The organism is Delftia sp. SD018 (assembly GCF_017355445.1).
GTDB classification, from domain to species: domain Bacteria; phylum Pseudomonadota; class Gammaproteobacteria; order Burkholderiales; family Burkholderiaceae_C; genus Comamonas; species Comamonas acidovorans.
Genome location: NZ_JADDRN010000027.1, coordinates 1 through 18639, shown reverse-complemented (window position 1 = coordinate 18639; position 18639 = coordinate 1). Strand labels below are relative to the sequence as shown.

At 68.7% G+C, this 18639-nt stretch carries 15 protein-coding genes; 2 read left to right on the top strand and 13 right to left on the bottom strand.

The window, feature by feature from the left end; translation table 11 throughout:
- From INR38_RS22815 to INR38_RS22805, 3 genes are all read right to left on the bottom strand, one after another.
- Positions 1 to 336, bottom strand: coding sequence for a DUF3649 domain-containing protein (locus INR38_RS22815; protein WP_049801421.1), 336 nt, complete (start codon positions 334 to 336; stop codon positions 1 to 3).
- A gap of 205 nt (positions 337 to 541) precedes the next feature.
- Positions 542 to 3037: a TonB-dependent receptor gene (locus INR38_RS22810; RefSeq protein WP_207443310.1), complete on the bottom strand. Its 2496-nt coding sequence runs from the start codon at positions 3035 to 3037 to the stop codon at positions 542 to 544.
- Between the two features lie 132 nt (positions 3038 to 3169).
- The gene (locus INR38_RS22805) at positions 3170 to 4525 is read right to left on the bottom strand and encodes a sigma-70 family RNA polymerase sigma factor (RefSeq protein WP_207443309.1); all 1356 of its coding nucleotides are present in this window, start codon (positions 4523 to 4525) and stop codon (positions 3170 to 3172) included.
- 407 nt (positions 4526 to 4932) lie between these two features.
- Between INR38_RS22805 and INR38_RS22800 the strand changes: the two genes are divergently transcribed.
- Both INR38_RS22800 and INR38_RS22795 read left to right on the top strand, forming a co-directional pair.
- Positions 4933 to 5313 carry a hypothetical protein gene (locus INR38_RS22800; protein ID WP_207443308.1) on the top strand — a complete coding sequence of 127 codons (381 nt, stop codon included), beginning with the start codon at positions 4933 to 4935 and terminating at the stop codon, positions 5311 to 5313.
- A gap of 3 nt (positions 5314 to 5316) precedes the next feature.
- Positions 5317 to 5586, top strand: coding sequence for a hypothetical protein (locus INR38_RS22795; protein WP_207443307.1), 270 nt, complete (start codon positions 5317 to 5319; stop codon positions 5584 to 5586).
- A 56-nt stretch (positions 5587 to 5642) separates the two neighbouring features.
- Here INR38_RS22795 and INR38_RS22790 read toward each other — a convergent pair whose 3' ends face one another.
- The 10 genes from INR38_RS22790 to INR38_RS22745 form a co-directional block, all read right to left on the bottom strand.
- Positions 5643 to 8189: a TonB-dependent receptor gene (locus INR38_RS22790; RefSeq protein WP_207443306.1), complete on the bottom strand. Its 2547-nt coding sequence runs from the start codon at positions 8187 to 8189 to the stop codon at positions 5643 to 5645.
- A 163-nt stretch (positions 8190 to 8352) separates the two neighbouring features.
- Positions 8353 to 9363, bottom strand: coding sequence for a FecR domain-containing protein (locus tag INR38_RS22785; protein ID WP_207443305.1), 1011 nt, complete (start codon positions 9361 to 9363; stop codon positions 8353 to 8355).
- Positions 9360 to 9869, bottom strand: a complete 510-nt coding sequence (locus INR38_RS22780) for a sigma-70 family RNA polymerase sigma factor (protein WP_047470604.1) — start codon at positions 9867 to 9869, stop codon at positions 9360 to 9362. The genes INR38_RS22785 and INR38_RS22780 overlap by 4 nt, the downstream gene beginning before the upstream one ends.
- 104 nt (positions 9870 to 9973) lie before the next feature.
- On the bottom strand, positions 9974 to 12508 hold the full coding sequence (gene fhuE / locus INR38_RS22775; protein WP_207443304.1) for a ferric-rhodotorulic acid/ferric-coprogen receptor FhuE: 2535 nt from the start codon (positions 12506 to 12508) through the stop codon (positions 9974 to 9976).
- A gap of 141 nt (positions 12509 to 12649) precedes the next feature.
- The gene (locus INR38_RS22770) at positions 12650 to 13633 is read right to left on the bottom strand and encodes a FecR domain-containing protein (protein ID WP_207443303.1); all 984 of its coding nucleotides are present in this window, start codon (positions 13631 to 13633) and stop codon (positions 12650 to 12652) included.
- A gap of 5 nt (positions 13634 to 13638) precedes the next feature.
- Positions 13639 to 14121, bottom strand: a complete 483-nt coding sequence (locus INR38_RS22765; protein WP_183019228.1) for a sigma-70 family RNA polymerase sigma factor — start codon at positions 14119 to 14121, stop codon at positions 13639 to 13641.
- Between the two features lie 126 nt (positions 14122 to 14247).
- Positions 14248 to 16740 carry a TonB-dependent receptor gene (locus INR38_RS22760; RefSeq protein ID WP_207443302.1) on the bottom strand — a complete coding sequence of 831 codons (2493 nt, stop codon included), beginning with the start codon at positions 16738 to 16740 and terminating at the stop codon, positions 14248 to 14250.
- A gap of 89 nt (positions 16741 to 16829) precedes the next feature.
- A complete protein-coding gene (locus INR38_RS22755) occupies positions 16830 to 17843 on the bottom strand; it encodes a FecR domain-containing protein (protein ID WP_207443301.1) in 1014 nt (337 codons plus the stop codon).
- The gene (locus INR38_RS22750; RefSeq protein WP_207443300.1) at positions 17822 to 18328 is read right to left on the bottom strand and encodes a sigma-70 family RNA polymerase sigma factor; all 507 of its coding nucleotides are present in this window, start codon (positions 18326 to 18328) and stop codon (positions 17822 to 17824) included. The genes INR38_RS22755 and INR38_RS22750 overlap by 22 nt, the downstream gene beginning before the upstream one ends.
- 119 nt (positions 18329 to 18447) lie before the next feature.
- A partial coding sequence (locus INR38_RS22745; protein ID WP_207475998.1) for a TonB-dependent receptor occupies positions 18448 to 18639 on the bottom strand: 192 nt, incomplete at its 5' end.

Here is an 18639-nt window from a genome sequence, read left to right as displayed (position 1 = left end):
TCAGCCTCCCGCGCCATTGCGCGCCAGCAGCAGCGCGGCGCCGCCCATCAGGGCCGCAGGCACCAGCAACCCCAGCCAGACCCGGCCCGCCGAAACCGGCGAGAACGCCCAGATCACCGCCAGCGCGTGCAGCGCAAAGCTCCACTGCATGCCGGCGATCACGGCATCGACACGCGCGCCGGGCAGCGCAGCGGCCAGGAAGGCCGCCAGCGCGCTGGCCAGCGCATAGCCGCCGAAGACGGCAGCCAGCAGGCGGGACAGGACAAGCAGGCCCGGATGGACGGGCCTGTCGGCCTGGGTGATATCTGCAGGATCAGCGGGTTGGGATTGGGGCATGTAATGGGTATTCGGATAAGCACAGGAACGCACGAATGCGTGCAAACAAGGGGCCAAAACGGATGCCGTGATGCGGCGGCCCTCAAGGCCCTCCTCATACATGACAAACGAGATCGAAAAAAAGGCCAGCCGCAATGGTTTTCGCCATTGCGGCCAGTGGCCTGGGTCGGACTGGGGCGGGCCCTCCTGGACCCCGCCCCGGCCCTCAGAAGGTGCCGCGCAGCGTCAGCACCGCATTGCGCGGCTTTCCATAGAAATTGCCGCCGCTCGCATAGCCCACGGTCTGGTAGTACGTCTTGTCAAAGATATTGTTGAGATTCAGGGAAACCGTCCAGCGCGGATCGATCCGGTACTGCACCATCGCATTGATGACCGAATAGCCGCCCTGGGTGAAGTTGTAGCGGCCGACTTCATTCCAGTCGGCGTCATACAGCGTATCGCGCACATGGTGCTTGCTCTGGATATGGGCGCTGCCGCCGATCTTCCAGCGCGACAGCTCGCCCGGCAGCACATAGGCCGTGGACAGCTTGAGCAGATGGCGCGGCGTGATGCTGCTGTAGGGCGCATCCTCGGTCTTGTCGCGCGTGGTGGTGTAGGTGTAGCCGGCCGCGATCTGCCAGCCCGGGCGCAGCTCGCCGCCGATCTCGGCGTCAAAGCCGCGGCTGGTCACCTTGCCCTGCGGCAGAAAGCAGCAATTGCCCGACCATTCCTCGTGATTGCTCGGATAGCGCGTATCCGTCACCGCCGTGCCCGTGCGCACCACGTTGAAAAGGCTGAATGTGGCATTGAGCCGGCCATCGGCCAATTCGCCCTTGAAACCGGCCTCATAGCTCTTGCCCTTGACCGGGTCCAGCGAATTGCCCGGAGGAGGCCCCGACTTGGACAGCGCCTGCGGCTTGAGAATCGAGGAATAGCTCAGATACGCCGACCATTGGTTGTTCAGGTCATAGATCACCCCGCCATACGGCGTGAACTTGGCCGGCTCGGAAAAGCGGCTGCCCGATGCCAATTCCCACTGGCCCGCCGCATTCAGCGACTCATAGACCTGGTTGAAGCGGTACTTGGCATAGCGCGCGCCCACGATCACATGCAGGCGGTCCGTCGGATGCAGGCGCAGCACGCCATAGCCGCCCGACTGGTCCTGGCCCCAGGGGTTGTAGCGGCGCGAGATCTCGCCGGCCGGCGCCGGGCGCCAGGCGCCGGGGTTGTAGACATCGATGGGCTCCACGCCCGTGGCATCGGTGGAATAGCCCACGTTCCAGAAGCTCTCCACCTTCTGCCGGTCCATGCCCAGCAGGATCTCGTGCGTGCGCCCGCCCAGGTCGAAGCTGCCGGCCAGGCTGGCGTCCAGCACGGTCTGCCGGTTCTCGTACAGGTAGTGGCCACCGCCGTTCCAGTTCACGCCCAGGCCGGTTGCGGGGTCCAGCGCACCGTAGCCGAACACCGTGGAGCCGTCATAGCTGGACTTGCTGCGGGTCAGGTTGAGCTTGCCCTTCCAGCGTGCGGAAAAACGGTGCTCCAGCGCGCCGAACAGCTCGCTGTTGTCCTTGCGGCCCGTGGCCCAGGGCTGGGTGAAGCTGGTGTGGCGCGGCAGGCCGATATCGCTGCCGTCGCTGTAGCGCGGCACGTCGCCGCCGCCATCGCCGCGCGTGCGGATCTTGCTGCGGCTCATGCCCACGGTCAGCAGGGTGTCGGGCGTCAGGTCCGCCTCGACCACGCCGTAGAACTGGGGAGCGCGCGTGTGCTTGATGTCCACGAACTGGTCCGTGTCCTGGTAGGACAGCACGGCCCGGCCGCGCACCCGGCCATCAAGAGCCAGCGGCCCCGTGGCATCCACCATGGTCTGGTAGTTGTTCCAGCTGCCGATGGACTGCTGCACCACGAAGCGCGGCTCGGCCAGCGGCTTCTTGCGCACGATGTTGATGATGCCGCCCGGGTCGCCCACGCCGCCCAGCAGGCCCGAGGCGCCGCGCATCACCTCCACGCGGTCGTAGAAGTCCATGCTCTGGTTGACGCTGTAGGTGTACTGGGCGATGTTCAGCGGCGCGCCGCCGTCGATCTGCATGCTGTCGATCTGGAAGCCGCGCGAATAGAAATAGGTGGAGTCGAAATTGATCTGGCTGGTGGTGATGCCGGGCGTGGCGGCCAGCGCGTCGCGGATGTCGGTCATGCGGCGGTCGTCGAGCTGCTGGCGCGTGATCACCGACACCGATTGCGGGATCTCGCGGAACGACTGGTCCGTCTTGGAGGCGATGCTGGTCACGCGGCTGGTGTACGAGCCCGTGCCCTCGGTCGTGCCGTCGATGGCCCGGCGCGCGCTCACCCGCACTTCGGCCAGCGTCTTTTCGACGGCGGCGACGGGCTGCACGGTCAGCGTGCCCTCTTGCACATGGCCCTGCAGGCCGCTGCCGGCCAGCAAATCATCCAGCGCCTGGCGCAGCGGCAGCTCGCCCCGTACGGCCGGCGCCTGCCGCTGGGCGGCCAGCGAGGGCGTGAACACCAGCTGCAGCCCGGCCTGCCGCGCGAACTGGTCCAGCGCGCTGGCCAGCGGCTGCGCCGCTATGTCGAAGCGCAGCGTCTGTGCGGCCGGCTGGGCCAGCGCCGCCTGCAGCGGCATGGCCAGGCCCAGGCAGAGCACGGCATGGGCCAGCGGATGGAGGGCGGCGCGGCAGGCGCCCGAAGAAGGGAAAAGCGGATGCATGGAAATCGTCCTTGGCAGTGATGGAAGGGACCCACAGGGATCACTGCCATGACGACTGGCCAGGAAAACTCCTGAAAAACAATGTGCGCCCCGCTGCCGTGCGCATGCAGTTGCTCTTGCCACCGTCACGCCTCAGCCCGCCGCGGCCACCAGCAGGCCGCCATCGGCCTGCATGCGCACCTGCACCGGCAGCGCATGGGGCAGCGCCCGCACCCAGGCATGGGCCTTGGCGATGCGCACGCGCCCGCTCAGCGGCAGGCGCGCGGCCTCGGGCGTGGCCTGCAGGTCGAACGGCGCATAGCGTGACAGCCGCGCCAGGGCCTCGCCCAACGTGGCGTCGGCAAACACCAGCTCGCCATGCCGCCAGGAGGCCGCCTGCCCCGCATCGCCCCGGGTCTGCGTGGCCACCGTGCCTTCCATGCGCAGGCCATGGCCTGCAGACAATTCATAGAAGCGCCCGCCATCCGCGTCGGATTGCACGCGCACACGCCCCGACTCCACCTGCACCGTGACCCGCTCCTGCCCCTGGGCGCCCGTGGCCAGTTCCACGCCGAAGCGCGTGCCCAGCACGGTGACGCGCACGCCGCCGGCCTGCACGGTGAAGGGCCGGTCCTCGTCCCGCTCCACCTCGAAGAAGGCTGCGCCCTGCGTCAGCTGCACCACGCGCCGCGTGGCGAAATACTCCACCTGCGCGCTGCTGAGCGCGTCCAGCAGCAGGCTGGAGCCATCGGGCAGGCCATGGCGCACCTGCTGGCCGCGCAGGCTGGACCAGCCGGCCTGCCACTGCACATGCGTGTCGCGGTAATGCCGCCATTGCTGCCAGCCCAGGCTGCCGCCCAGGCCGAAACCGGCCACGCCCAGCAGCGCGGCCAGGCTGCGCCGCCGACCTGCATGTCGTGCAACGGCGCTGCCGGGCCGCGTACCGCGCCAGCGGTGCAGCGCATCCTCTATGCAGGCACTGGCCTGGATCAGGTCGCGCTCCACGGTGTTGAGGCTGACGCCCAGGCGCTCGGCGATCTTGGGCTGGCGCTCGCCCTGCACGCGGTGGGCGATGAAGGCGGCGCGGCAGCGCTCGGGCAGGCTGTGCAAGGCGGACTCCAGCACGGCCAGCGCCTGGCGGTACATGACGGAGTCGGCCACATCGGGCGCATGGCTGGGCGCCAGTTGTTCATGGACTGCCGCCTCGCCCAGGTAGCGGGCATGGCGCTGGCGGCGGCGGTGCGCATCCAGCGCCATGTGCTGGGCCATCACGGCCAGATAGGCCGTGGCGTCGCGCGGCATCTGGGCCGGATTCGCGGCCCCGGCCAGGTCTGCGCCCTCGGCCGGGGCGCTGCGCGCGTGTTCCGCCAGCCGCAGCCAGGTGTCGTGCACCAGGTCGCCCGCCTCCTCGCGGCTGCCCGTGCTGCGCGTGGCGGCACGCACCAGGTCGGCATAAGCCCGGTCAAAGCCGGAAAGCAGAGCGCGGGTGAAGGAGGCGGACAAATCCATGGGGCTGGATCATAACCGCGCAAAGAAGAATCATTCTCAATAAACGCAATGCATGCCGGGCTCTTTCAGCGGTCCCTGGGCCATCCCCGAAAGGGCGCGATCGCAAGGTGCAACGGGCCGCGAAGCGACTTTGCGCACGCCGCACGCGCTATCATCCGCACCAGCCCCCTGTCCCGGGGCCGGTGCTTCAAAACACCCATTAGCAAGCGGCACCGCCTCTCCGAAAGCGAGGCTTGCACACCGAATCCACCAGCCAATGCAGATTGCAATGGCCCGTGGATTCGATACGTAATGGAGCATCGAAACATGAGTACCGTTTTTCTCGGGCAGACCCGCGCGCCCTTTCTTTGCGCGCTCCCTCCCTCACGCTTGCCATCCACGCAGCGCCAGACACGGAGGGACATGGCATGACCTCCACCCAGCCAAACCAGCCCACCCCCGCCACGGACAGCCACAGCACCGGGCAGCTGTCCAATGCCCTCACCCAGGTGGACCATCTCGTGCAGCAAGGCTGTGCAGAGATTTCCTCCATCGCCCAGTTGGCCCTGGCATGGCTGGAGACGCCCAAGGGCCATCGCCACATGGACGTGGTGGCCCGCGCCCTGCAAAGCATCCGCGACAGCGCCGAGACACTGGCCGACTACGCCGGCACCGAGGCCCAGGCCATGGGCTGCGGATTCGAAGACGCGGCCGAGATGCGCCGAGCCGAAGCGGCCGAGGCAGCCGCCAAAGCCATGGCGCAACTGCTCGAATGCCGCACCCATGAGCCGGTGCGCCCGCAGGGCTGAGGCATGGCCATGGACAAGGAGAAGGACAAGGACTCCCCCAGGACACAGCCACCCAGCCTGCACCAGTTGACCAGCGCCATCACCGAGATCCACGGCAGCGTGCAGGAAAACTGCACCGCCATCTCGGCCCTGGCGCAACTGGCCCTGGCGGCAGTGCATGCACCGCAGGAGCACCACAGCCAGCAGGCCCTGGCCCATGCGCTGCGCGCCATCCGCGACAGCGCCGACCTGCTGGCCGGCCATGTGAAGGTGGAGGCCCGGCGCGTGGTGTGATCCCCCGCAAGGCCGCTGGCTGCACAACGGCGGCCCGAACGCCTGCGCCGCCGTCCTCAGAAGCTGCCGCGCAGCGTGAGCATGGCGTGGCGCGGTGCGCCATACAGGTTGTTGCTGAACGTTGTGCCCAGGGTCTGGTAGTAGGTCTTGTCGAGCAGGTTGTTGATGTTCAGCGTGACCGTCCAGCGCGGGTCGATGCGGTACTGCACCATGGCATTCCACAGCGCGTAGCCGCCCTGCGTGAAGTCAAAGGGCACGGACGTGCCCGCCGCCGACAGCGCCGTGCCGCTGACGTAGTGCGTGCTCTGGATCTGGGCGCTGCCGCCCACTTTCCAGCGCGACAGCTCGCCCGGCAGCGTATAGGCCGTGGACAGCTTGAACAGGTGGCGCGGCGTGATGCTGCTGTAGGTCTTTTCGGTGCTGCGGTCGCGGGTGTTGTTGAAGGTGTAGCCCGCTGCCAGCTGCCAGCCGGGCTGCAGCTCGCCGCCCAGTTCCATGTCGAAGCCCCGGCTGGTGACCTTGCCCTGTGCCAGGTAGCAGCAGTTGCCGCTCCAGCGGCTGTTGCTGGTCTCGTAGCGCGGGTCCACCACGGCCGTGCCCGTGCGCTCCACATTGAAGACGCTGAAGGTGGCGTTCAGCCGCCCGTCCATCAGCTCGCCCTTGAGGCCGGCCTCGTAGCTGGCGCCCTTGACCGGCGGCAGCGAGGTGCCCGGCGCCGGTCCGGCCATGCTCAGCGCCTGCGGCTTGAAGATGGACGAATAGCTGGCATAGGCCGACCACTGGCTGTTCAGGTCATAGATCACCCCGCCATAGGGCGTGATCTTGGTGGGTTCCTTGAACGGCGTGTTCGACCAGGGCGTGCGGTTGCCCTGCGCATCCAGGTTCCAGACCGACTGCTGGAAGTCGTAGCGGCTGGCGCGCGCACCCAGGATGAGGTGCAGCCTGTCCGTGGGATGCAGGCGCAGCACGCCATAGCCGCCCATCTGCTTTTGGCCCCAAGGGCCGTAGCGGGTGTTGAAGTAGGTTTCCGTGGGCGGCGTCCAGATGCTGGGGGCAAACGGATTGCTGGCCACGGTGCCGCTGCCAGTGAAATTGGCGCTTTGCCAGAAGCTTTCCACGCGCTGCCAGTCCGCGCCCAGCAGCAATTCATGCGTGCGGCCCATGAGCTGGAAGGGACCGCCCAGGCTCAGGTCCACCACCTCCTGCGTATTGCCGGACTGGATGTGGCCACCGCGCCAGACCGCCCCCGCCAGGGTCTGCGGGTTGATGGCGCCGCCCATGTAGACCCAGAAACGGTCCAGCTCGGTCTCCACGCGCGAGACGTTGAGCTTGGCCTTCCAGCGGTTGTCGAACTTGTGCTCGAGCTGGGCGAACAGCTCCTTGGTCTCGTAGTCGTAATAGGCCCAGGGCTGGGTGAAGTTGGTGTGGCGCGGCAGGCCCAGGCTGCTGCCGTCGGCAAAGCGCGGCAGGCCGGCATAGTCGCCGTTCTCATGGGTCTTTCCGTAGCTGCCGCCCACGGTCAGCAGGGTGTCTGGCGTGAGGTCGGCCTCCAGCACGCCGTAGAGCGACGGCTTTTCGCTGCTGCGCAGGTCCATGTAGGAGTCACCCTTGTGGTAGGACAGCACGGCGCGGCCGCGCACGCGGCCGTCGTCGGCCAGCGGCGCGCTGGCATCGAGCTCCACGCCGCGCCGGCTCCAGGAGCCGGCCGACAGCGCGGCCTTGAACTGCCGCTGGGCCAGCGGCTTCTTGCGCACCAGGTTGATGATGCCGCCCGGATCGCCCACGCCGCCCAGCAGGCCCGAGGCGCCGCGCATGACTTCGACGCGGTCGTAGAAGGCCATGTCCTGCTGCGGCGAATAGGTGTAGGCGCCCAAAGCCAGCGGCGCGCCGCCGTCGATCTGCATGCTGGTGATCTGAAAGCCCCGCGAATAGAAGTCGCCCACGGTATTGGCCACGACCACGCCGGGCGTGAGCTTGAGGGCCTCGGTCACATCGGTCACGCGCTGGTCGTCGAGCTGTTCGCGTGTGACCACCGATACCGACTGCGCAATCTCGCGGAACGACTGGTCCGTCTTGGAGGCAATGCTGGTCACGCGGCTGGTGTAGGAGCCCGTGCCTTCGGTCGTGCCGTCACCGGCGCGGCGCGCGGCCACGCGCACCTCGGCCAGCGACACCGAGCGCGGGGCAACGTCTGGCGCCCGGGCATCGGGCACGGCGCGCTGGCGCAGCACATAGCCGCCTTGCGGCTGCACCGCCGCCTCCAGCCCCGTGCCCTGCAGCAGCGCGGCCAGGCCGGCCTGCGCGGTGTGGCTGCCCTGCAGCCCCGGGCTGCGCAGGCCCTGGACCTGGTCCTGGGTGAAGGACAGCAGCAAACCCGAATCGCGCCCGAAGCGGTTGAGCGCGTCCTCCAGCGTGCCCGCCGGAATCTGGTAGCTGCGTGTGGGTGCTGTGGCGGCCGTGGTGTTGACGGACGGCGAAGGCGCCTGCGCCCACAGGTTGCTGCCCAGCCCCGCGCAGGCCAAAGCCAGCAACAGGCCACGGGACGAGACGACGGAGGGGCGCAAGGCGCAGGGAAAGCGCCGGGGCGCTGAGGGATATGCCATGGTGTGCGAAGGACTGGGCCTGGAAGGAAAAGACAAACGGATGGATGGACGAATCGATGGGCGGGCCCGGCATGGCAAGCCCCCCTCTTCCTCCATGTCCCGCGAGTTCTCGAAACAGACCACCCCGGGCGCAGATTTCTTCAAAAAAACTGCGCAGACCCCTTCAAGCCCCTGCCGATTTCTTGCCCACCACCACCTCGCGCCGGCCCCACCAGCGCGTCATGGAGCGCAGCTCCAGTCCCGGCAGCGCACCGATCACGGCCAGCACGCGCGGCACCTCGGCCAGCGGATAGGTGCCGGAGATGCGCAGGTTGGCCACTTCGGGCTCGCAGGCCAGGGCCGCATCGCTGTACGGCTGCAGCGCCTCCAGCATCCGGGCCAGCGGCATGCCGCGCGCCACCAGCATGCCCTCGGTCCAGGCGGTGCTGTCCTCATGCACGGCGGTGGCTGGCGAGACGCCATCGGCCCGCAGCGTGGCCTGCTCGCCCGCGCTGAGCACCAGCACACTGTGGCCGGCCAGCCGGGGGGTCAGGCGCACGGCACCTTCGAACACACCCACCTGGAAATCACCATCCGCGAACGCACGCACGGAAAACCGCGTCCCCAGGGCCAGCGCCTCGCCCGCAGTGGTCTGCACGGCAAAGGGCCGGGCGGGCTGCTCGGTGTCATTGGCCGTGGTGACCAGCACCTCGCCCTGCAGCAGGCGCAGGCGGCGGTGCCGCCGGCTGTATTCGATGTCCAGCGCGCTGGCGCCGTTGAGCACGATCTGCGTGCCGTCCGGCAACGCCATCTGCCGACGCTCGCCCCACGCCGTGCGTGCATCGGCCACCCACCCTTGCCAGGGCAGGCGCTGCTCCAGCTGCCAAGCAATGCCGGCACCAAAGGCCGCAACGGCCAGGGACCGGATCACGCGCCGGCGAGCGGAACCACGCGGAGCCAGCGCAGCCCGGGCTATCGGTGATTGCGGCGGCGCCACCAGCCCAGCCAGCCGCTGGTTGACGGCAGTGATGCGCTGCCAGGCCTGCTCGTGCAGGGGATCGGCCGCGCGCCAGGCCTGCCAGGCTTGCCATTCGCGGGCCAACTCATCGGACAGGCCGCCCTCCTGGTGCTTCAGCCACCACTCGATGGCGCTGCGCGCTACCTCGGGCGGCAGGCCGGCTCCCGGCGCCGTCATGCATCCACCGCGAAATAGCAGTGCATGCCGGCCTGCACCAGGTAGCGCTTGACGGTGGTCAGCGACAGGCCCAGCTCGCGCGCAATGTCGGCCTGCTTCATGCCGTCCAGCTGGGCCATCAGAAAGGCCCGCCGCACGGGAGCAGGCAGGCCGTCGAGCATGCGGTCGATCTCGTCCAGCGCCTCCAGCAGCAGCGCGCGCTCCTCGGGCGAGATGGCAAAGGACTGCGGCGCCTGGGCCAGCGCCTCAAGATACGCGCGCTCCAGTTGCTGGCGCCGGTAGTGGTTGGCCAGCACGCGCTGCGCCACCGTGGTCAGGAAGGCGCGCGGCTCACGCGCCTGCACAGGCTCGTCGCGCGCCAGCAGGCGCACAAAGGTGTCGTGCGCCAGATCGGCCGCCTGGTGCACATCACCCAGCTTCTTGCGCAGCCAGCCCTGCAGCCAGCCGTGGTGGTCGGTGTAGAGCGTGGCGACTTCGCGGTGAAGGGAGGTTTCGGCGGCAGGCATGGCGCGGGAGGAGGAATGCGTGGGCGGCTGGCCCGAAATATGAGATCAATTCTCATTTGCATTCTAACGGTTGGCCTGCGCTGTTGCCCCGCCGCCCTGTCCACTCAGAACTTGTAGTTCAGCACCGCCATGGCCTGGCGCGGCGTGCCGAACTGGCCCTGGCCGTCGATGTTGACGTAGTACTTCTTGTTGAAGAGGTTGTTCAGGTTCAGCTGCAGCGAGAGCCTGGGGCTGAAGGCATAGCGCGCCATGAGGCTGGCGGTGGCGAAGGATTTCTGCTCGAAGACCAGGTCATTGCCCGCCACGAAGACGCTGGCGCGGGTGCGGCTTTGCCATTGCAGGCCGCCGCCCACGGTGAGCTGATTCCATCCACCGGGCAGGCGGTAGGAAGTGAACAGCTGGGCCTGGGTCTTGGGCGCCCAGGCGTTGATGGACAGGCCCTGGGCGTCACGCGCGACGGTGTGGGCAATGCCGGCCGACAGGTTCCAGCCCGTGGCCAGCTCGCCCGAGACCTGGGCCTCGAAGCCCTTGCTGGTCACGCCCTTGGCGCCGTAGTAGGCGAAGTCGGTGGTGCCGGGCACGACCTGGCCTTCGTCCAGCTGGGCCACGTTGTCCTGCTGGATGCGGAAGACGGACAGCGAGCTGTTGAGCCTGCCGTCCAGGTGCTCGCCCTTGATGCCGATCTCGAAGCTCTTGCCCGCCACGGGGTCCAGGTAGCTGCCGCCGCGGTCGCGGTAGTTCTGGGGCTGGAAGATGTCGGTGTAGCTGGCATAGGCCGAGAAGCCTTCGCTCAGGTCCAGCACCAGGCCTGCGTAGGGGATGAAGACGTTGTGGTCGCGCACCTCGCTGAGGCTGCGCACCTTCCAGCTGCTCTGGCGCCCGCCCACGATGAGCTTGACCGGATCGGCCAGCGACAGGCGCAGCGCGCCGTACAGCGCGTCCTGGCGCGTGTGGTCCAGGCTGCTGGTGGTCAGCGGCCCCCAGGTGGGCTCGGCATAGGAGCCGTCCCATTGGTAGTAGTTGCCCACGTCCTGCAGGGGGCTGGTGCGCGCATGGCCGGCCTTGTGCTCGCGGGCACGGCTGCTGCTCAGGCCGACAACGGCCTCATGGCGGCGCCCGCCCAGTTCCCAGCCGCCCGTCACCTGCAGGTCGGCGCTGTTTTGCTGGAAGCTGTATTCGGAGTAGTTGGGCAGGGCAGCCATGCCCAGGCCGGTGGTGATGTCGGGCTGGCGCATGAGGTACAGCAGCTTGGCGTCGTAGGCGCTGTCGCGGTGCACGAAGTTGGCCTTGAGCTTCCAGTCGTTGCCAAAGCGGTGCTGCAGGTTGGCGAAGATGTTTTTGTTGGTGCTGTTCCAGCGCGTCCAGTTCGCGGCCGTGGTCTTGGAGGTGCTCCAGTCGGCTGGCATGCCGTTCGTGAAGACCAGCGGCAGGCCGCCCCAGGTCGAGCCGGTGGGCCGGTTGGACTGGTAGTCGGCGCCCACGCTGAGCGTGGTGTCGGGCGTGAGGTCGGCATCGATCACGCCGTAGAAGACCTGCTTGCGCGCGTGGTAGAGATCCACATGGGAGTCGCGCTCTTCGGCCATGCCGGCGACGCGTGCGCGGATGCGGCCGTCCTGCGTCAGCGGCATGGACAGGTCCACCGTGCCGCGATGGTGGTTCCACGAGCCCACGCTGGCCGAGGCCGAGCCCGTGAACACCTTGCTGTTGGCGTGCTTGCGCACCATGTTGATGGAGGCCGACGGATTGCCCGCACCCGTGAGCAGGCCCGTGGCGCCGCGCACCACTTCGACGCGGTCATAGATGGTGGTATCGGTGCCCGAGTCACCGTAGAACGACAGGCCGATGGAGGTGGGCACGCCGTCGTACTGCAGGTTGTCCACGTAGAAGCCGCGCGAGTAGAAGTCCGAGCGGTCGCTGTCCGAGCTGACGACATGGATGCCGGTGACGCTGCGCATGGCGTCGTTGAGCGAGAGCAGGCCCTGGTCTTCGATCTGCTGGCGCGTGAGCACGCTGACGGACTGCGGCGTGTCGCGCAGCGACAGGCTCAGGCCCGTGGCCGCCGCCGTGGCCGGCGTGGTGTAGGAGCCCGAGCCTTCGGTGGTGGGACTGGCCTGGGCCGAGGCCGTGACCAGCACGGTCCTGAGTGTCTGGGAGGACCCCGCGCCTGCCGCACCCGCAGCACCCGCCGCGCCGGAGGCGGCAGGCACCACGGGCATCTCGCGCAGGGTGTAGCCGCCGCCTGCAGAGCGCACGGCCGCCAGCGGCGTGCCCAGCAAGGCGCGGTCCAGTGCCTGCTCCACGGTGAAGCGCCCGCTCACGCCGCCGCTGCGCAGCCCTTCGGTGACGGCCGAGCCGAAGGTGACCAGCACGCCGGCCTCGCGCCCGAGTTGGTTGAGCACGCTTTCCAGCGGGCCGGCTGCAATGTCGTACTGGCGTTGCTGCGAAGCACCGGCAGCCGGCTGCGCCCAGGCCTGTGCCGGAGCCAGGGCGCCCGCGGCGGCCAGCCCCGCCAGCGTGCCCGCGCACAGCACCTGCAGCGCCAGCGCCACGGGCCGCAACGCCGGGGCTGCCTGGGATGGACGGACGGTGGGGGCGGCAGTCTGCCGCATGGAGTTCTGGCGCATGGTCTGAGGGCGCATGGAAAGGCCTTGTTGCAATGGTTGTAGAGAAGCGTTGGCGCACGCTGCGGTGCGCTCCTGTCTCTGTTGACAGCCATCGCCGGCAAATCAGCTCAAATTTTTTTCAGGAAAGTGCGAAGGCCTTCATGCAGGCCGTGCCGCTCATGCCTTGGCCGCCCCGGCAGGCCGCACCATCACCCAGTAGCGCGAGAAGGAGTGGATTTCCACGGGCAGCGAGGAAGTCAGCGCGGCCAGCACGCGGTCGGTGTCGGCCAGCGGATAGGCGCCGGAGACGTGCAGGCCGGCCACGGCCGGGTCGCAGCCCAGGCGCCCGCGCCGGTAGCGGCCCAGCTCGGCCAGGAAATCCTCCAGCCTCATGCGCGAGGCCACCAGCATGCCTTCGGCCCAGGCGCTGGCCGCCGTGTCCAGCGCGCCGGAGTGCACGGCCTGCTGGGCCGTGAACGTGCCCTGCTCTCCCGCATCGATGCGCTGCGCGGCATGCGGGGCATGCGCGGGCCGCAGTTGCACGGCGCCTTGCAGCACGCCCACTTCAACGCCGGACGCGCGCTCGCGCACCGTGAAGCGCGTGCCCAGGGCCTGCACGGCGCCCATGGCGGTCTGCACGATGAAGGGACGGTGCAGGCTGTCCGGCGCGGTCTGCACGAGGATTTCGCCACGCACCAGCTCCAGCACGCGCTCGGCCGCGCCGTAGCGCAGATTGAGGGCGCTGCCGGTGTTGAGCACCACGCTGCCGCCATCGGGCAGCGGCAGCGTGCGCTGCTCTCCCACGGCAGCCACCTCGTCGGCCGTCCAGCCGCGCCAGGCCTGCGAGCGCACGACGGCCGCAGAGCCTGCGCCCGAGACCAGCAGCACGGCCAGCGCCTGCACCGCACGGCGCCTGCCGGCCGAGCCGGGTGCGGCCAACGCGGCCCGCGCCAGCGGCATGGGGATGCCGGCCATCTGGCTGCCCATGGATTCGATGCGCTGCCAGGCGGCCTCATGCTCGGGGCTGGCCGCACGCCAGCGCTGCAGGCCATCGTGCTGCCGGGCCTGGGCCTTGCCGGAGTTCAGTTGCAGCCACCATTGCACGGCCTGGCGGGCCACTTCGGCAGAAATGGGGGAAGAAGCGGAAGGGAACGCCTGCATGCCGCCTACTCCGGGAAGAAGCAGCGCATGGCCGCCTTGGCCAGATGCCGCTTGACCGTGGAGATGGAGATGCCCAGCTCGGCAGCGATCTCGCCATGGCCAAGCCCTTCGAGCTGGGCCAGCAGGAAGGCCTGCTTGGCCAGCGCGGGCAGGCGGCCCAGGCGGCGGTCTATCTCCACCAGGGTCTCCAGCACCATGAGCCGGACCTCGGGCGGCGGCGCCACGGGCTCGGGCATGGCGGCCAGGGCATCGAGATAGGCCTGCTCGATGGCGCGGCGCCGCACCTGGTTGATCAGCAGGTTGCGCGCAATGGTGGTCAGGTAGGCGCGCGGCTCCTGGAGCTGGTCCAGGCCCTGGGCGCCCAGCACCTTGAGGAAGGTGCTCTGCGCCAGATCGGCCGCGTCGAAGGCATTGCCCACCTTCTTGCGCAGCCAGCCCTGCAGCCAGCCGTGGTGGGCCAGGTACAGGGATTCGACATGGGCGGACAAGGAGGGCGATGGGCTGGACACGCGGCGACCCGAGATTGAGAATAATTCTCAATTATAGGCAACTGCGACCCTCTTGCGGCCCTGCTCTTCCGCCCGCTGCTGCAGTCCGTTCCTCCTGGCCGTGTTTCAGAACTTGCCGCGCAGGGTGAGCGTCGCGCTGCGCGGTGCGCCGTAGACATTGCCCCAGGCCGGCGCGCCTATGGTCTGGTAGTAGGTCTTGTCGAACAGGTTGGCCACGCTCAGTGCCACGGACCAGTTGCGGTCGATGCGGTAGCCCAGGCGGGCAGACCACACGGCATAGGCTGGCTGCACATCGGTGATGGCGCCCACCGCGCGCGAGCTGGCGGTCTGGAAGTTGACGCCGCCGCCCACGTTCCAGGCGCTCCATTCGCCCGGCAGGCGGTAGTCGCTCCAGACACGCAGCATGTGCTTGGGCGTGTAGGTGCTGGCGAACTCCACGCCGGCATTGGAGGTGTTGTCCAGGTACTTGAAATGGCTGAAGGTGTAGCCGGCAAACAGCTGCCAGCCGCGCGCCACCTCGCCGCTGATCTCCGCATCCAGTCCCTGGCTGCGGACCTTGCCCACGGAGACATAGCAGTAGGTGCTGGCCGAGCAGGGGTTGACCAGGTCCTCTTCGGCGCGGTTCTTCTGGTCGATGCGGAACAGGGCCACGGCCGCGTTCACCCTGCCGTCCAGCAATTCGCCCTTCATGCCCACTTCCAGATTGCGCCCCTCGATAGGTGCCAGCAGGTCGCCGGCCGCCGTCACGGCGTTCTGGGCCTGGAAGATGTCGGAGTAGCTGGCATAGGCCGACCACTGGTCATTGAGCGCATAGACCAGGCCGCCATAGGGCGTGATGACGCCACTTTCCTTGTACGGGTCGTTGTAGGCCTCGCCCGTGTTGCGGTAGTTGCTGCTGCCCGTGAAGCGGGTGACGCGGGCGCCGCCGATCAGGGTCAGCGCATCGGTGAGGCCCAGCCGCGCCACGCCGTAGGCGCCGGACTGGGTCATGCGGGTGCGGCTTTCATCGCCGCGATAGCGGTTGGCCAGGAATTCCGCGCGGGACGGCTCGCGGATGGCGGCGCTCGGGTCGAACACGTTGTTGGGCAGGCCCATGCGGATCAGCGAATAGTCGCTGTCGTTGACCATGCGGCCCGTGTTGGCGCCAAAGCTCAGCGAATGCCGGCGGCCGAAGGCGTCGAATTTGCCGTCCACCGCCACGTCCAGGGTCTTGTTGTCGGTGGTGACATCGAACAGGCCGGCATACATCTCGTTGCCCGCCAGCGTGGCGGGATTGATGGCCCCCAGGGCGAAGGCGTACTTCATGTCGTGCTTTTCCCGGGTGTAGCCCGCCGTGGCCTTGACGGTCCAGTCCGCGTTGAAGCGGTGCTGCAGCTCGGCAAAAAGCGATGTCTGCTCGCTGTCCCAGCGGTTCCAGTCCGCGCCCAGGAAGGTGGAGCGCGGCAGCCGCAGGTCTGCGCCGTCGGCATAGCGCGGCAGGCCCTGGAAGAACGGCGTGGAGCGCAGCCGCTCGTGGGTGGCGCCCACCGTCAGCCGGGTCTGGGGGGTGAGGTCGTACTCCAGCACGCCGTAGAGCACGCCGGTACGGCTGCTGGCCACGTCGTAGAAATAGTCGCGGCTGTTGAGGCTGGCGACCACGCGCCCGCGCAGCGTGCCGGCCTCGTTGAGCGGGCCCGTGGCATCGATCTCGCTACGCAGGTTGTTCCAGGAGCCAACACTGGCCGATACCTCCAGCTGGCGCTCTGCCAGGGGGCGCTTGCGCACCATGTTGATGGCCGCGCTGGGAGAGCCCGCCCCCTGCAGCAGCCCCGTGGCACCGCGCACCACTTCCACGCGGTCCAGCGTGGCGGCGTTGCTGGTGAAGTTGTCGGCCTGCGGGTAGTAGAAGGCGCGGTTCACGCCATCGAACTGGTAGGTGTCCACGCGGAAGCCGCGCGAGTAGACATAGCGCCCGCCCATGGGGCTGTCGTACATCGTGATGCCCGTGGTGCTGGCCAGCACGTCGTCCACGGTGTTGAGGTTCTGGTCGTCCATGCGCTGGCGCGTGATCACGCTGATGGACTGGGGGATGTCCTTGATCGCCTGCTCGCCCTTGCCCACCGTGACCGCGCGGGCCACGTAGCTGCCCGTGCCTTCGCTGGTGGCGCTGCGCTCGGCGCGGGCCGTCACCTGCACTTCGTTCAGGACCGTGGTGGAACCGGCACCAGCGCCGGCCGGTGCGGCCTGCCTGCGCAGCGTGTAGCTGCCATCGCTGCGCGCCACCATGTCCAGCCCGCTGCCGGCCAGCAGGCGCTGCAGCGCCTGCTGCGGCGCGTAGTGCCCGGAAAGGGCCGGGCTGGTCAGCCCTTCGGTCAGCGCAGGATCGAAGGACAGCGAAATACCCGCCGCCGTGGCCACGCCGGCCAGCGTGCGGCCCAGCGGCCCGGGCGCGATCTGGTAGGTCTGGGCTGCGGGAGCGGGTGCGGGAGCAGGTGTGGGAGCAGGTGCCGGTTCGGCCGCCTGCACGGCGCCTGCGGCCAATGCCATGCCCAGCAGGGCCAGTCGGGCGGCATGCGCCAGGGGATGGAAGACGGGGTGCGGCATCGGTACGGCAGGCATGGAAATCGGTCCTTGGAGACGGTGAAGAAAGAAGCTCTTTCCCCGTTGCCAGCCGAGATCCGAAAAAGTGTCACCCTGCCTCGATTTTTTTAGTTCCTGGCGACCACGGTGATCCAGTAGCCGCGCATGCGCGTCTGCACGTCGACGGGATAGGTGGAGGCCAGCATGGTCAGCGTCCGGTCCGTATCGCCCAGCGGGAAGGAGCCGGACACGCGCAGCGCGCGCACCTCGGGCGCGCACTGCAGCAGGCCGGGCCGGTAGCGCGACAGTTCGGCGCAGAACGCGGCCAGCGGCATGGCGTCGGCCATCAGCATGCCGTGGGTCCAGGCCGTGGCTTCGGGCTGCAGGGGCTGGGGCGAGGTCACCTCCCCCGCTCGCAATACCGTTTGCTGACCGGCTTGAACGACCAGCGCCGGGCTGGCGGCGCCACGCAGCGTCACTTCCACGGCTCCCTCGGTCACGGCCAGGCGCACGGGGCCGCCGTCCGCCCTGCCCCCCTCCTGCCGCACGGTGAAGCGGGTGCCCAGCGCGCGCAGCCGGCCATGGGCGGTGTCCACGACAAAGGGGCGGTGCGGTGTGGCGGTATCTGCCGCCGTTTCTATGGAAATCGCACCCTGGCGCAGGGTGAGCAGGCGCAGTGCGCCATCAAACCGGATGTCCACCGCGCTGGCCGTGTCCAGCAGGAGGCGGCTGCCATCGGCCAGATGCTCGGTGCGGCGCTCGCCGGTGGCGGTGCGCAGGTCGGAGCCCCAGCCGCGCTGGTCCGCCGCATACCAGGCTTGCCAGGCCAGCCAGCCTGCAGGCGCCACGGCCAGCAGCGCGGCCAGCCGGGCCACGGTGGCGCGGCGCTGGGCGCGGTGGCTTCGGGGCCGGTCCAGCGCCGGCATGGCCAGCGCTGCAGGCAGGCCGCCCAACTTGCCCAGCAGCCGCTCGGCACGCTCCCAGGCCAGGGCATGCTGGGGGTCGGCCTGGCGCCAGCGCTCGCAGGCAGCGCGGTCGGCGTCGGTGGCGCCGCTGTCGTGCAGGCGCATCAGCCATTCGGCGGCCTCGTCGAGCACGCGCGCTTGCAGGGGCGTCTCCATCACGCCATTGCCACCAGGCATTGGCGAAACGCCTGGGCCATGTAGCGCTTGACGCTGGTGAGCGAGACCTCCAGCTGCTGCGCGATGTCCTCGTACTTCATGCCGTCCAGCTGGGACAGCAAAAACGTGCGCCGCACGATGGGCGGCAGCGCGTCCAGCATGGTGTCTATCTCGTGCAGTGTCTCCAGCACCAGGGCGCGCTGCTCGGGCGACGGCGCCACGGGCTCGGGCAGCGCGGCCAGGGCTTCGAGGTAGGCGCGCTCCAGCGCCTGGCGCTTGTACCAGTTGATGAGCACGCCCTTGGCCACCGTGGTCAGGTAGGCACGCGGCTCCTGCACACCGGCCAGGTCGCGCACGCCCAGGATGCGCACAAAGGTGTCCTGCGCCAGGTCCGCCGCATCCGCCCCGTTGCCCAGCCTGCGGCGCAGCCAGCCCTGCAGCCAGCCATGGTGGGCGGCGTACAGGGAGGCGGCTTCTCGGTGCTGGGGGGTGGAGGCGGATGGCATGGCGGGTCCCGATTCCCTTGGGGGCGAGGCCCGCAATCAAACAAGAATCATTCTTATTCGATTGTATCCATGCCAGGGAGCGTGCGACCGCGCTTTCGACCGGCCTGATGCCGCAAGGCCTACCAGATGTACCCGAACCGAACCACCATGTTGCGCGCTTCGCCGTAGTTGCAGGCATTGGCGGAAAAGCACGACGCCGTGTGGTACTTGTCGAACAGGTTCTTGACCGTCAGGCTCACGCTGGCCCCGCGCCAGTCACTGCGCATCTTTCCCAGGTCATAGCGCAGCGAGGCATCCACCAGGGTGAACGA

Bases quoted from the DNA above. Each gene is read 5' to 3' on its own strand.
- INR38_RS22815 (WP_049801421.1), bottom strand. From the start codon at position 336: ATGCCCCAATCCCAACCCGCTGATCCTGCAGATATCACCCAGGCCGAC.
- INR38_RS22810 (WP_207443310.1), bottom strand. From the start codon at position 3,037: ATGCATCCGCTTTTCCCTTCTTCGGGCGCCTGCCGCGCCGCCCTCCAT.
- INR38_RS22805 (WP_207443309.1), bottom strand. From the start codon at position 4,525: ATGGATTTGTCCGCCTCCTTCACCCGCGCTCTGCTTTCCGGCTTTGAC.
- INR38_RS22800 (WP_207443308.1), top strand. From the start codon at position 4,933: ATGACCTCCACCCAGCCAAACCAGCCCACCCCCGCCACGGACAGCCAC.
- INR38_RS22795 (WP_207443307.1), top strand. From the start codon at position 5,317: ATGGCCATGGACAAGGAGAAGGACAAGGACTCCCCCAGGACACAGCCA.
- INR38_RS22790 (WP_207443306.1), bottom strand. From the start codon at position 8,189: ATGGCATATCCCTCAGCGCCCCGGCGCTTTCCCTGCGCCTTGCGCCCC.
- INR38_RS22785 (WP_207443305.1), bottom strand. From the start codon at position 9,363: ATGACGGCGCCGGGAGCCGGCCTGCCGCCCGAGGTAGCGCGCAGCGCC.
- INR38_RS22780 (WP_047470604.1), bottom strand. From the start codon at position 9,869: ATGCCTGCCGCCGAAACCTCCCTTCACCGCGAAGTCGCCACGCTCTAC.
- fhuE (WP_207443304.1), bottom strand. From the start codon at position 12,508: ATGCGCCCTCAGACCATGCGCCAGAACTCCATGCGGCAGACTGCCGCC.
- INR38_RS22770 (WP_207443303.1), bottom strand. From the start codon at position 13,633: ATGCAGGCGTTCCCTTCCGCTTCTTCCCCCATTTCTGCCGAAGTGGCC.
- INR38_RS22760 (WP_207443302.1), bottom strand. From the start codon at position 16,740: ATGCCTGCCGTACCGATGCCGCACCCCGTCTTCCATCCCCTGGCGCAT.
- INR38_RS22755 (WP_207443301.1), bottom strand. From the start codon at position 17,843: ATGCCTGGTGGCAATGGCGTGATGGAGACGCCCCTGCAAGCGCGCGTG.
- INR38_RS22750 (WP_207443300.1), bottom strand. From the start codon at position 18,328: ATGCCATCCGCCTCCACCCCCCAGCACCGAGAAGCCGCCTCCCTGTAC.